Below are 13,596 nucleotides of genomic sequence, written 5' to 3'. Positions count from 1 at the left end.
AAGCAGACAGGTCAATGACAGGATTACCTGTACATATATGGGATAATTGCCGGAATAATAAGACTTTAAAGAAGAGTGGGGATTTATTGGTATTCACTTAAAATGTGAGGGATCCCGGCCACTTATAAAGGGAAAGGCCTCAGTGGGGATGCAGGCAGACAAAGAGAATCAGGCACTGAACTTTTACCGGCTTTACTAAAATCCGGAGTTAAGAAAATTCTTTCTCTGGAAGAAATGGCCCGGTACAAAAAAGAAAATCCCCGGCATCACCGGGGAATCTCTTCACATTAAGCTAAACAAGTAATCCAAGTAATCCAAGTATTGAGTATCTAACGCTTCACAATGAATTTTCGTGTGGAAACGGCAGAATTATCTATGATCAGTGAGTAAAAATATACGCCATTGCTGAGGTTTGCAACATCTAAGGTTACTTTGCCTTCTGCATTGCTGAGTGCTATTTCCTGAATGATGTTGCCAAGCAGGTTATTGACTTTAATGCTTGCATTTCTTACTCCGGCGGGCAATTTGTATTCAATGGCAGCCACTGACACAGCCGGGTTGGGATAAGCATTTGAAACGGTTGCAGCTTTGAGCGAGACGTTATTATTAATCCCCAAAGTACCGATGATGAAGTTAATAACTACAAAACTCGAATCTGAATCGTTATCCATATCGAAGAAGGTAAATTTCACGGTTGAAGTCCCCTGAATACTGCCATAGGTAAGGTCACCAGTAAAGTTGGTTACAAAAGAGCCAGGCTCGATAAGCAAAGGATCCGGTGTTTCCAATATAAAATCAGGATAGCAGGACAACCAGCAGATGTTGGAGAAAGAACCTTCTACCAGGGCCATATCATTTTTCCTCACTTTGACATTTTTCGCAGTTTCAGAAACATTGTAAACATCCAGGCCAAGAGAAACAAATCCAACACCCGGAGTACAGTAATGATCAATGGTCTGCCCGGATACATCCACTCCGGTTTTATCCTTAATGACTAATGACTGGGCATTACCAACCGACAGAATAAAAGTGCCGATAATCAGTGAGAGTAATATTTTTTTCATAGGATTGTTTTTGAGAAACAAGAAATTTAATGCAAAAACCATGCAAAACATTGGCTGATTCAAAAAAAATAACGCTAACAAAGAACCCCCAATTAGCATTGCAAAACTAATACTTTCAGCTTCATAATTGCAATCAATCTTCAAAAAAAATATTAAAAACTTTTCAACCTCCGGTTTTGCTATTTAAAAATGCAGATATTTGCATAACGACAAACAAACACAGCTTATGAAAAGATTAACCCTGATTGCAGCCGTGCTGTTGCTTTCCTCCGGTCTTTATGCACAATCTCAGCGGCTGGTGCTGCTTGAGCACTTTACACAGGCAAGCTGCGGGCCCTGTGCCACCTACAACCCCTCCATCCATACTTTGCTGGTGAACAACCCGGATAAGATTACCTCCATTAATTACCATACCAGCTGGCCGGGATTCGACCCCATGTATAACCACAATACCGTTGATAATGCAGGCAGAACCTCTTATTACAATGTGAGCAGCGTCCCGAACTCAGTACTCGATGGCAATTTTTACAATGGCCATCCTAACGGATGGAATATCAACTCCGTAAACCAGCGGTATGCGGTACCTTCACCCTGCAATCTTATGGCTTTTCAGCGGCTTTCGTCCGGTCAGGACACCTTGTTTGTTACCCTGGTGGTAGAGGCTACAGCGGAAATTACCGGACAAATTGCTGCAACGGCAGCCGTGATTGAAAAACATATTCATTTTAACTCAGCTCCGGGAAGCAACGGCGAAAAGGACTTCTATAATGTGATGAAGAAACTGCTTCCTTCCAAATCCGGGCAATCCCTTCCTACCCCGATGGCTGCCGGCGACTACCTGATTATTGAGTCATACTGGGTTTTAGCAAACGTATACAATATCAATGAGCTGAGCCTTGTCGGATATGTGCAGAATACGCTGTCAAAAGAAATTTATCAGTCGTGCAACCTTACCCCGGGCAATTATGTCGGTTTGTATGCCAATGATGTGGAAGTGCTTTCGCTGCCCAATATGACAGACCGCTATTGCAATGAAACCCTCAATCCTCTGTTAAGATTCCGCAATAACGGCAACAATGCTGTAACTGCCGTAGAACTTAATTACCAGGTGAATGATGAGGAGACTTTTGTTTACAACTGGACAGGTAATCTGGATCCGCTGCAGTCGGTTGAAATTGAACTTCCCGCGCTGAACTACCAGCTTCAGGAAAACAATCAGTTGAAAGTATGGGCAGCCAGTGTTAATGGAGGAAGCGACGGATACACCCGCAACGATACCCTTGTACATGATTTTGCAACAGCCCTTCAGACAACCCGCGACCTGCTCGTGAAGGTAAGAACCGATAACAATCCTCATGAAACCACCTGGGAAATCAAAAATATGGCCGGAGAGGTGGTTGCCAGCGGAGGGCCTTATACCGAGTCAGGAACGGTCATCAATACCGATGTGCAGCTTGAGGCTGACGGTTGCTATGATTTCTTCGTTTACGATGCCGGCGGTAACGGAATCTGCTGTACCAATGGCGCAGGCTTTGTCAGGCTCTCATCCGGTTCGCAAACCATCGCCCAGGGCACTGATTTCGGTTCAATGCTTACCGCCCAGTTTAATGTGGTGAGTGTGGGTGTCAGCCACCTGCCGGTTCTGACCGAATTTGAGGTTTATCCCAACCCCGCCGGAGAACAGGTATTCATCGGATTTACTCCTGAAAGAAACCAGACCGTAAAGATCAGTATCATCAACCAGCTCGGACAACGGGTGTATATCAATGAAATGAATGCACCAGCCGATCTGATACAGAAGATTGATATCAATACTTCAAACTGGCCGGCCGGTATCTACATGATACAACTGGATAACGGAAACGGGATCAGCAGTCGCAAGCTGAGCGTCAGCAGATAAGAACCCGGTTCTGAAAAAATATAAAAACCTGCGGCCTTCAACGCAGGTTTTTTTATGTGTACTTCGGAATGACTTTATAATCTATTGATAACAGACGAAGGGCCTCCTGATTCGGAAATAACAAAACTGCCCGGTTGCTTCGCATGATTCAACCGGGCAGAAATACAATTCAAAAAAAACTAAAAGAGTGCATCAATAATTTTGTCATCCGCCATATTGGGCAGGGTCACTTTCAACAGGGGTTCCGCCTCCATGGCCCGCTTAATGGCGAAAACGGCGCCTTCGTTTCTTGCCCAGGAGCGGCGGCTGATGCCGTTGTTCACGTCCCAGTAAAGCATTGCGCGCAGACGGCGGTCGCTGTCGGCGCTGCCATCGAGGAGCATACCGAAACCTCCGTTGATGACTTCACCCCAGCCTACACCGCCACCGTTATGAATGGAAACCCAGGTTGCACCCCTGAAGGAATCGCCGATCACATTATGGATGGCCATATCGGCGGTGAAGCTGCTGCCGTCATAAATGTTGGAGGTCTCCCTGAAGGGTGAGTCGGTACCCGATACATCGTGATGGTCGCGGCCCAGCACTACCGGTGCGGAGATCCGCCCGTCGGCAATGGCTTTGTTGAATTCAGCGGCTATTTTAGTCCGTCCTTCGCAGTCGGCATAAAGGATTCTTGCCTGCGAGCCGACTACCAGACGGTTTTCCTTGGCTCCCCGGATCCATTGTATATTGTCTTTCATCTGCTGACTGATTTCAGCAGGAGCAGTGGCGGCAATTTCTTCCAGTACCTCCATGGCAATGCGGTCGGTGGTATCCAGATCGGCTGCGCTGCCCGATGTACACACCCAGCGGAAGGGCCCGAACCCATAGTCGAAGCACATGGGCCCCATAATATCCTGTACGTAGGAAGGATATTTAAAACTGCCATCGGCTTTGAAGATATCGGCACCCGCCCTGCCCGACTCAAGCAGGAAGGCATTGCCGTAGTCGAAGAAGTACATTCCGCGGCTGCAGAGCTTGTTAACTGCAGCAACGTGACGCCTGAGGGTTTCCTGCACCCGCTTTTTGAACTCCTCCAGCTGATGCGCCATCATTTCGTTGGAGTCTTCATAGGAAAGTCCCACGGGGTAATAACCTCCGGCCCAGGGGTTATGCAGCGAGGTCTGATCGGAGCCCAGATCAACAGGGATATTGCGTTCTGCAAGCCGTTCCCAGAGGTCTACGATATTGCCCAGGTAGGCTATGGAACGGGCTTTTTTCTCCTTCCGGTATTTCATTGCCAGGTCAATGGCGGTATCCGCATCGTCGGAAATCTCATCCACCCAGCCCTGGCTATGCCGTTTGTGCGCGGCATGGGGATTTATCTCGGCGCAGATGGTCACCACACCGGCAATGTTCCCTGCTTTGGGTTGAGCGCCGCTCATCCCGCCAAGTCCCGAAGTTACAAAGAGCGTTCCTCCCAGCCCATGACCCGCACCGGCGATTTTACGCCCTGCGTTGAGCACGGTAATGGTAGTTCCGTGTACGATGCCCTGGGGGCCAATGTACATGTAGCTGCCGGCCGTCATCTGCCCGTACTGCGAAACGCCCAGCGCGTTGAAACGCTCCCAGTCGTCGGGTTTGGAGTAGTTGGGGATAACCATTCCATTAGTAACCACCACCCTTGGGGCATCCTTGTGCGACGGGTAAAGCCCCATGGGGTGGCCCGAATACATTACCAGTGTCTGCTCATCCGTCATTTCTGAAAGGTACTTCATGGTAAGCAGGTACTGCGCCCAGTTTTGAAACACAGCCCCGTTGCCTCCATAGGTGATGAGTTCATGCGGATGCTGGGCAACGGCTGGATCCAGGTTATTCTGTATCATCAGCATAATGCCTGCCGCCTGTTTTGATTTCGCCGGATATTCTTCAATGGGCCGCGCGTACATGGGGTATGACGGCCTGAACCGGTACATATAAATCCGGCCGTACTTCTTCAGTTCATCGGCAAACTCGGGAGCCAGCACCGGGTGATGCACAGGATCGAAATAACGGAGTGCATTGCGCAGTGCCAGTTTTTTCTCATTGGCTGTAAGTATATCCTTGCGCACAGGAGCATGGCTCACGGCGTCGTCGAAAGGTTGAGGTAAAGGAAGTTCCGAAGGAATTCCTTCCATTACAGATTTCCGGAAATCAGCAAGTTGCATGATAATAATTTATTTGGTAGCTTTTAATGCCGCAAAGGTAATAAAGGAATCTGGTGTGGCAAGAAATTGTGAACAACCGGCCGGGAGTAACAAACACGCTGGTTGCAGATATTGGCATACCATCCGGTATGGTGAAAGAATACCGGTTAAAGAATGAGAAATATCAGCACCAATATGAAGAATAGCTCAGATCACTCAATTTTTAAGGACAACTTCAACGCTGTTTGTTGTATCAGGTCCCAGGCCCGCAGCACATGGTCTCTGGTGATGGTTGTCTGGGCAGTGACCATCCTTAAGACAAATCTGCCATTGAGCCGGGTGTGGGAGAGGTAAAGTTTTCCGCTCCCGTTAAGTTCTGATAGCAGGGAAGCATTTATACGATCAAGATCTTCTCCGGCGGATAGCACTTTGGGTTTATACCTGAAACAAACCAGGCTGAAGTCTACAGGGGCCATAAGTTCAAAATCGGGATGTTCGCTGACTCTGTCTTTCAGCCAGCCGGCCAGGGAGTTATGAAGTCTGATCTTTTCCCTGAGTCCTTCTGCACCAAAGCTCCGGATAACGAACCAGAGTTTGAGTGCCCTGAACCTTCTTCCAAGGGCAACGCCCCAATCGCGGTAGTCGTTTACCAGTCCGCGTGTACGGGTTTTGAGATATTCGGGCAGTATTTCAAAAGTCCGGATCAGCAATTCAGGATCACGCACAAAATAGGCCGAAGCATCAAAGTTGGTAAACATCCATTTGTGCGGATTAAAAACGTAGCTGTCGGCATATTCCAGTCCTGCAGCAAAATGCCTCATTTCAGGGAGCAGGAAAGCGGTTCCGCCAAAGGCGGCATCCACATGCAGCCAGATTTTGTAGCGTTCACAAATTTTACCGATTTCATCTACCGGATCCACAGCCGTAGAACCTGTGGTGCCGATGCTGGCAACCGCAGCACACGGCGTATATCCTTTCTTCAGATCTTCTTTGATAGCCATCTCAAGCTGAGCGGAAATCAAGGCAAAATTTTCATCCACCGCTACCTTTACCAGATTGTTTTTTCCGAAACCGGCAATCTTTACGGCTTTTTCAATGGATGAATGTGTTTCGGAAGAACAATACACCCTGAGCTTTCCCATGCCAGTGAAGCCTTCAAGGTTTGTTCTGAATCCGGTAGTTTTTTCGCGCGCGCTCAGCAGCGCCGTGAGCGTTGATGCCGAAGCCGTATCCTGGATTACACCTGTCCAGGAAGCCGGGAGACCGCAAAGTTCGCGCAGCCACTCCATAACACGCTGTTCAAGTTCGGTAGCTGCAGGCGATGTCTCCCAAATCATTCCCTGCTGGCCCAAAGCGGCAGTGAGCATTTCGGCCAATACCGATGGATAACTTGAATTTGCCGGGAAGAAAGCAAAGAAAGACGGGCTTTGCCAGTGAGTAATTCCCGGCATGATAATTCTTTCGAAATCAGACATAATCGTTTCGAAAGATTCCCCATTTACCGGCGCTGATAAAGGCAAAGCTGAAAGTATTTCGCCCGGTTTCACCTGAGATTTGACGGGATAATCCGAAATCTCTTCAAAATAATCAGCCATTCTGTCGGCAAGGACATGCGCCTGTTTCCGGAATTCTTTGCTGTCCATAACTTCAAGCATTAGCAGTTTCTAAAATCCCGTTACCCAATTCTCTGATTAACAGCAATAAATCATTCAGATCATTGATTTCAGTGAAAGGGTTCATCAGGGTTACCCTGAGATAAACCTGCCCCAGTATTTGTGTCTGCACAACATAAAATCCTGCATCATTCAGAATTTTCTTTCTGATTTCGGCATTCAGCACACAGAGGTTGCCGTTAAAACCCTCAGGCTTAAACCTGAAGCACACAATATTCCCGTCGGGTTTAAGGGCAGGTTCAAAATCGCTTTGCAGGCTGAGCAGGTTAAAAAACTCCTGCCCGAGATCATAAGCGCTTTCAACATAATCGCTGAAGAGTTGATCTCCGTATAGTTTGATCATTGCATAAACTTTAACTCCCAGCATCTTTTTTGTGCATTCCAGGGTACGCCCGGCACTGTCGTACCAGGGCTTCTGAGCCCCTGAAGCCAGGAGGTAAGCGGCCTTCTGTGCAAATGTTTCGTAGGAATGCGCTCCGTTTTTAAAAAGCACTGCAGTAGTCAGGGCCGGCGCCAGCATCATTTTATGGAAATCGATCACCACCGAATCTGCCTTTTCAATTCCTTTGGTGAGATGGCTGTATTTATTTGTAAGGGCTGCAGCCCCGCCATGCGCGCCATCCACATGAAACCAGAGATTGTTTTCCTGCGCAAAATCAGCCATCTCATTGAGAGGATCGTATGAACCCGTTGATGTTGAACAAGCGTTTCCAACCAATGCAATCACCTGGAGTCCGCGGGCTTTGGCATCATGTAATGCTTCTTTCAGTTTGCCGGCATCAAGCTGCATTCTGTCATTTACCGGCACCTTCACTACACCCTTTTCACCCCAACCCATGATGCGGGCAGCCCGTGCCATACTGTAATGGGCTTCGTCAGATACCATAATTGCCAGCGGTGCATGATCTTGATTACCTTCTTCCCAGATGTTATGCCCGCACACAGCCTGACGGGCAGCGAGCAGGGCTGTAAGGTTTCCAGCCGAACCTCCGGAGGTTAGCACCCCATCAGCGGCGTCAGGCATTCCCAGGCGCTGTGCCAGCCATTGCAGTACAACCCGCTCGATGGCCGTGGCAGCCGGACCCATCTCGTAAATCGCCATTCCGTTATTCAGCAAGGCTTCCAGCAGCTCAGTCAATGCTGAAAGCGGCGCCGGAGGCACCACCTGATGCCCCATGTAACGGGGATGGTGAATATGATTGGATTGCGCAATGAGGGTTGAGTAAAAGGACTGAAGTTCAAACCCGGGATTCAGCAGGTCATTCTTCCAGAATCCTGCCATCGTTTCCGGATCAGAAGGTGGTAATACCGGCATCTGAGCTTTTTGCCGGCAGCTTTCGAGATAAGAGGTGAGCAGATCAACGAGCTTATGGCCTTCACGGCGAAAATCTTCAGGATCAAAGGCTTTTTCGAGTAATGGTTTCATTGCAGGAGGTTTGGGTGGTAAAATTAAATATTTTCTCTCCCCACCCGGCCTGGAATGCAAAATCACCCTTCGTTGCCAATCTTTCTGGCCCGAAGGCCTTTGTCAATGTTAATCCCCATGGATAATCCCGCTTCCACCAGCAGATTCCAACCGGCAAGAAGCTGAATATAACCTTGAAATTTCTTCAAATCCGGCACCAGGATGGTGGGGAAAGAAGTCTGCCGGCTGCTGATGGCAAATACCTGCAGGCCCGCGCCATGACTGATCACCTTCCTGATTTTCTCTTCTTCACTTTGCCAGGGGTCAACCAGGATCACTATTTCACCGGCATCCATTACTTCTTCAATCCCATGTAAAAGAAAGGTCCCCCCGAGATACATTGACTTTTTACGGGTAATCTCGTTCGCCTTTAAAGCCAGTTCTTCGGCTACTCCATTGTTTCGCCCTGCAAAATAGACCTTTGAAGCCCCGGCATAAACCTTTATTATATCTGTTTCAATATCAGCAGTCAATGTGTATTCCAGTGCATTTGCGAGTCTCCGGGTGGTTTCTTTAAAATCATCGTTCAATGCAGAAAAATCACCGGCATAGAAACTTGTTAAAACCTGCAGTGTCAGGGCCTGTTCCACCACGCTTTTTGTTGCAGCAACAGCCTTCTCGGGTCCGCAATTCAGAACGCATGCCCTGGAAATTCCTGTTACCGGCGAGTCCGCATAAGCAGTGACGGAATAAAGTGCATCATGTTTTTCATGACGCAGTTTCCCGAACAGATTGAGCAGTTCACGGGTACGGCCCGAGTTGCTCAACCCCAAAACAGCAAAATCACCAAGATTATATTCCATTGCCTGAAGACAGCCTTCGGTGATGATTGTTTTATTTGCAGAATTTTTCAGCAGGTTGCTGATGGCATTCATGGCCGGAAAAATCCGGCTGCTCCCCTCCCCGGCCAGCATCAGTTTATCCTTCGAGGATAATTCTTCAGCCAGTGGAATTAATCTGCCCGGATCAAAATTTCTGACAATGCCGATGGTTTCAGACATCTCACGGCATAAGCTGAAACGCTGGTATCTTTCCTCAGTGGTTTTCATTGCTGTTTTAATTATAGTTGCCGTTCATATCCCGGAATCGTTGTACAGGCAGGCCGCCCCGAGCACGCCGGCATATTCAAGCTCCGAAACATGAATACTCAGGTTTTTCAGTGTATTTCTGAAGGCAAATGTTTGCAGTGATTGCAGCATACTCTCCTTAAAGAACGGATATGCCTGCGAAAGTGAACCTCCCAGAACAATGGATTGGGGATCGGCCGTGTAAAGCACAAGTTTAATCAATTCGGCCAGGTGCTTTCCGTAAGTGTTCCAGATTCTCAATGCTTCCGGATTGCCCGCTCCGGCCAGTCTGGATATTTCAACAGCACTGTTACCATAGAGTAGTTCGAAATTCCCTCCTCCGCAATAATACTCATAATCGTGCTCCAGGTAGGAAACCATCCCAAATTCGCCGGCTCCGCAATTATGGCCAGGAACGAGTTTGTTATTCATGATAAGGCCGGCCCCTACCCCTGTTCCCAGAATAAGTCCGGTAAGATTACTCACGTTTTTACCCGAACCAAAGTATTTTTCACCGAGTACAAAACAATTTGCATCGTTGTTGATCAGAACGGGAATTCCGAATTGTTTTTCCAGAATGTCTTTCAGTGGCACTTCCTTCCAGGACGGGATGTTGACAGTATCATAAACTATCCCTGTTTTGACATCCACCACAGAGGGCACTCCAACACCTATTGAAATTATTCCCGGCGACATGGCCATAGATATCAGTTTAATAACCTGATTTATGGTCCCCTGTTCGTCAAACTGATCGCCAATGGGTTCGCGGTAAATGCTCAGAACGCTTCCGTTTTCAATTACTCCGGCCCTTAGATTGGTTCCGCCGATATCGAAACCCAGCATTTTGCTTTTTGTCATAAAAGAACATATTTCGGGCAATCTCCTTTGCTTACAAGGTACAGCAAACAAACAAGCATTGCATTGATTAACTGTTATTTAGAGTATTTCTCCGGATTAAAAACCGGGCAATCCCTAACCGGAGAGACACAAGAGAAGGTTTATTTTTTGTGGTCCGGCTTGCTTTTAGTTTCCGGGATGAAAAGCATAGCCCCGGTGACCGGTTTTTCTCTGAACGTAAGTCCCGAAATCCCGGCTTCAAGGGTTTGGCCCATATAGTCATCAAAGTATAAAAGTTTGAACTGATGCAGGCCTTTTTCCAGTGCAACAGCCCCTTCTTTTCGCCTTGCACTGTGCGAACCGTCATTATCAACCACCAATTTCCCTCCTATATAAAGTCTGGATCCATCGTCGGAATAAGTAGAGAAGCGATAGAGCCCTTTTTCCGGAATTTCAATCCAGGCGTTGAATTCAAAACCGAAATGATCCTCTGCTTGCCGGGGTTCCAGCGTTATTTCCCTGACAAGGCCATTTTTAACGGGCTCAGAACCTGTAAAATCATCAGTGGATTTGAATTCCCCCTCAAAATAACTGAATGAGATGCCAGGTTTCATGTCTGAAAGTTGCTCAGCTTTCAGAAAATCGTAGGCTGATTCATCGTAAGTACCTCCGAAAGGAAAATTATAGGGAAAGCTAACTCCGGAATTTGTCCTGATCCAGGTATTAAAACTGTGAGCTCCTTCGCTAATTTCAACCACCCGGGCCCCGCGTTCAAACTTGCCATAAGCATTTACTCCGGTAACCTGTCCGTACGCCAACGCCAGACTGTGATACAAGGCTATGTAATTGTTTTCATGGTCGTGACCGGTAAAAGTGCCCATTACATCACCCATCTCAATCATGGAAGTAATCAAACCCGAGTTTAACAATGGGGAAGCAACTCCCTCGTTTTTTTCTCCAAGGCTTGATTTTGAGTCATATACCTCTTTGTACTCAGGAGTTGGAATATGAAAATAAGCCAGTGCAGGCAATGGATTACCACCGTTGACTTCGGTAAACTTCCGGCTTTGTTTTCTGTACCACTCAATCTGATCAAACTTGACCCAGTCGTAACTACCCAACTTTTTATCCTCAGGATAACTATGTGAATCAATGCAATAGATCAGCGCCGAGGTTTTATCGGAATCTGAAGCTTTTATTTCCAGTATATAGTTGCCGGTGCCGGAAATTTCTTCGGGCCCTTTTTGAGCGATAAAACCCTTTTTGGGTTCGAGTAAATCAAAAATCTCTGACCGGGACAACCCGGGTTCATCGTCGTGATTGCCCAGTGTCACAGCCCATGGAATACCCGACTCCGACATTATAGCCGCAATGGCATCCCATCCCTTTGCAGCCGGAGAATAGGTTACGATGTCTCCGGTCAAGATTATAAGATCGGGTTTTTCAGCGGCAAGTACATGCTTAATTACCGATGCTGTTTCAGCACAATTGGGTTGAGTATTGTCCCAATGTACATCAGTAAACTGAACGATTTTAAATGGTTCACCATGACGGAATCTTAGAACTGCTGAATTCTGGGCAGCAGAAAAACCGCACCACAGCAACAAAAGCAGCGACATTGGCCACCTGGTCCTGAAATGAATAAAAGAGGGTATACTCATAGTATCTTTGAATAAAGTTATTTTACCAGAAAAATTCCGGCTCCCTTGTTCCACCTGCCGGAGGTTTCCCAGGGACGCCAGTTCAACTTTGTATGATCAATACCAGACGGGTCATCCACATCGGTGTATATCAGGTTCAGCCTGAAATAACCCGTTTTAACCTGGCCGGCAGGAACAGACAGATTTACATACATTTCCTCACCATGCATTTCAGCAGATGACCTGAATTTGATTTTTCTTCCGGATGCGGAAACAACCCTGGCACTGCCTTCGCCCGCATTGAACTGAAACTGAAAAGCCTGCTGTGGTTTCGATGTGGTTTCCGGAGAAAAATAAACCAACAGTTTATCATGCGCCCTATGGTCAGACAACACCCACCGGTCATCGGTTATTTTAACGCTGATATGAATGTGCTTTTCATCGTGCGTTGTTTCAAGCGAGAATGAGGCATCATGATTCCCTTTCCAGTCCCAGTCTTCTTCAATTTCAAAAGGCACTTCAGTATCCGTGAAACTTACCTGAGGATCAACGGAATAATGGCAAATTCTGAGATAATCAGATAAAACAATCAATTCATGCGTAGTCATTAAAGCTGCTCCCGGCTGATAAAACTCAGCGGTTGAATTGAATGTAATTCCGTTTAAGCCGGCTAAATCAAACTTCTCCGGGGCTGAAAATTCCACCGGAATGAGTGAAGTTTCACCTGGCTGAATCAACGTATCAATCCGGACCGGATTAATTGAGATATTTTTTTCTGACATAAATGAGCCGCTGACATGTAAAGGGAATTCACCTTCATTCTTCAGCAACATTCTTGTGAAAACAGATGAAACCATTCTGTCCGTTGAATACACAACTTCAGCTTCAGCCCAACTGCCGCGGCGCAACACATCAACCTGTTTTATTGTTGACGGGTTCACCGCATCCACGGGCAATAGTCCTGCGAGATCGAGGTTTGCTATGCGCACTTCACTGCCCCGCACTGAGATTTGCATAAGATTATGATACTCTCCCAGTTTGTGCCCGCGTATTCCCGGTCCTCCGGTGGCAAGTCCGGCGAGCATAATATGTGGCTGTCCATTGAATTTTTCATAAACATACCGGTGCTCATGTCCGCAAAACCAGTAAGCATTGTAATTCATCAGCAAACGGCTGAACTCGACGAAATGATCATTGTCAGCCATTTCCTTTGCCGGATAATGCATAAAAATAAACACCGGAGCACCTGCATTATGATTTTCAAGCCTGCTCTTAAAATATTCAAGCTGTCCGGCATCAAAACCTTTGTTGGCTATTCCTGCAGGATTGATTACAAAAAATAAAGAACTGCCAACCTTAAAACTATACCAAAGGCTTCCAAACCTGCGATTCCAGATATCCTCAAGCATTGGATTGGTGATGTCATGATTTCCGGCTGTAAAAAAGAAGGGCATTTCAAGATTTCCGATCACTTTCAGAAAATCATCCCACTGTCTCTCGGCCCGCAGGCTGTCGGTAGTGTAACCGTCAATCAGATCACCAACCGTAATAACAAAATCGGGAGAAAGTTCATTAATTCTATGCACCGCTTCTGCCAGAACTCCGGGTTCTTCTCCTCCGGTAATATCTCCGGCAACAATAAACCTGTAATTATCTCCTGAAATCTCAGGCGCTGACGTCCATGGATTTGCCCCTGAAACCTGCCTTTGATGAATAAACTGACTGTTTCCGTTTATGGAAAAAATCAGTAATTGAATGAAAAAGATATATTTCAGGTGCATTGAT

At 47.0% G+C, this 13,596-nt stretch carries 9 protein-coding genes; 1 reads left to right on the top strand and 8 read right to left on the bottom strand.

Annotated features, from left to right (window positions below):
• Positions 1–329 precede the first annotated feature (329 nt).
• Positions 330–1,064: a T9SS type A sorting domain-containing protein gene (locus TBC1_RS02915; protein ID WP_172668811.1), complete on the bottom strand. Its 735-nt coding sequence runs from the start codon at positions 1,062–1,064 to the stop codon at positions 330–332.
• Between the two features lie 226 nt (positions 1,065–1,290).
• On the opposite strand from TBC1_RS02915, the gene TBC1_RS02910 reads away from it, so the two are divergent.
• Complete coding sequence (locus tag TBC1_RS02910) at positions 1,291–2,964, top strand: T9SS type A sorting domain-containing protein (RefSeq protein ID WP_137305396.1); 1,674 nt, start codon at positions 1,291–1,293, stop codon at positions 2,962–2,964.
• A gap of 179 nt (positions 2,965–3,143) precedes the next feature.
• Here the strand turns inward: TBC1_RS02910 and TBC1_RS02905 are convergent, their stop codons facing one another.
• The 7 genes from TBC1_RS02905 to TBC1_RS02875 form a co-directional block, all read right to left on the bottom strand.
• Complete coding sequence (locus TBC1_RS02905; RefSeq protein WP_062038285.1) at positions 3,144–5,150, bottom strand: urocanate hydratase; 2,007 nt, start codon at positions 5,148–5,150, stop codon at positions 3,144–3,146.
• Positions 5,151–5,341: 191 nt separating this feature from the next.
• Positions 5,342–6,772, bottom strand: a complete 1,431-nt coding sequence (locus tag TBC1_RS02900) for a pyridoxal phosphate-dependent decarboxylase family protein (RefSeq protein ID WP_062042679.1) — start codon at positions 6,770–6,772, stop codon at positions 5,342–5,344.
• Between the two features lie 4 nt (positions 6,773–6,776).
• Positions 6,777–8,228 carry a pyridoxal phosphate-dependent decarboxylase family protein gene (locus TBC1_RS02895; RefSeq protein ID WP_062038282.1) on the bottom strand — a complete coding sequence of 484 codons (1,452 nt, stop codon included), beginning with the start codon at positions 8,226–8,228 and terminating at the stop codon, positions 6,777–6,779.
• Between the two features lie 62 nt (positions 8,229–8,290).
• Positions 8,291–9,316, bottom strand: coding sequence for an SIS domain-containing protein (locus TBC1_RS02890; protein WP_062038279.1), 1,026 nt, complete (start codon positions 9,314–9,316; stop codon positions 8,291–8,293).
• A gap of 24 nt (positions 9,317–9,340) precedes the next feature.
• Entirely contained in the window at positions 9,341–10,192 is an 852-nt protein-coding gene (locus TBC1_RS02885; RefSeq protein WP_062038276.1) for an ROK family protein, read from the bottom strand.
• Positions 10,193–10,332: 140 nt separating this feature from the next.
• The gene (locus TBC1_RS02880; protein ID WP_062038273.1) at positions 10,333–11,832 is read right to left on the bottom strand and encodes a PA14 domain-containing protein; all 1,500 of its coding nucleotides are present in this window, start codon (positions 11,830–11,832) and stop codon (positions 10,333–10,335) included.
• Positions 11,833–11,849: 17 nt separating this feature from the next.
• A complete protein-coding gene (locus tag TBC1_RS02875; RefSeq protein ID WP_062038270.1) occupies positions 11,850–13,592 on the bottom strand; it encodes a metallophosphoesterase family protein in 1,743 nt (580 codons plus the stop codon).
• Between the last annotated feature and the right edge of the window lie 4 nt (positions 13,593–13,596).

The organism is Lentimicrobium saccharophilum (genome assembly GCF_001192835.1).
Lineage (GTDB): Bacteria > Bacteroidota > Bacteroidia > Bacteroidales > Lentimicrobiaceae > Lentimicrobium > Lentimicrobium saccharophilum.
This window is presented reverse-complemented; position numbering and strand designations above follow the sequence as displayed.

Bases quoted from the DNA above. Each gene is read 5' to 3' on its own strand.
- TBC1_RS02915 (WP_172668811.1), bottom strand. From the start codon at position 1,064: ATGAAAAAAATATTACTCTCACTGATTATCGGCACTTTTATTCTGTCG.
- TBC1_RS02910 (WP_137305396.1), top strand. From the start codon at position 1,291: ATGAAAAGATTAACCCTGATTGCAGCCGTGCTGTTGCTTTCCTCCGGT.
- TBC1_RS02905 (WP_062038285.1), bottom strand. From the start codon at position 5,150: ATGCAACTTGCTGATTTCCGGAAATCTGTAATGGAAGGAATTCCTTCG.
- TBC1_RS02900 (WP_062042679.1), bottom strand. From the start codon at position 6,772: ATGGACAGCAAAGAATTCCGGAAACAGGCGCATGTCCTTGCCGACAGA.
- TBC1_RS02895 (WP_062038282.1), bottom strand. From the start codon at position 8,228: ATGAAACCATTACTCGAAAAAGCCTTTGATCCTGAAGATTTTCGCCGT.
- TBC1_RS02890 (WP_062038279.1), bottom strand. From the start codon at position 9,316: ATGAAAACCACTGAGGAAAGATACCAGCGTTTCAGCTTATGCCGTGAG.
- TBC1_RS02885 (WP_062038276.1), bottom strand. From the start codon at position 10,192: ATGACAAAAAGCAAAATGCTGGGTTTCGATATCGGCGGAACCAATCTA.
- TBC1_RS02880 (WP_062038273.1), bottom strand. From the start codon at position 11,832: ATGAGTATACCCTCTTTTATTCATTTCAGGACCAGGTGGCCAATGTCG.
- TBC1_RS02875 (WP_062038270.1), bottom strand. From the start codon at position 13,592: ATGCACCTGAAATATATCTTTTTCATTCAATTACTGATTTTTTCCATA.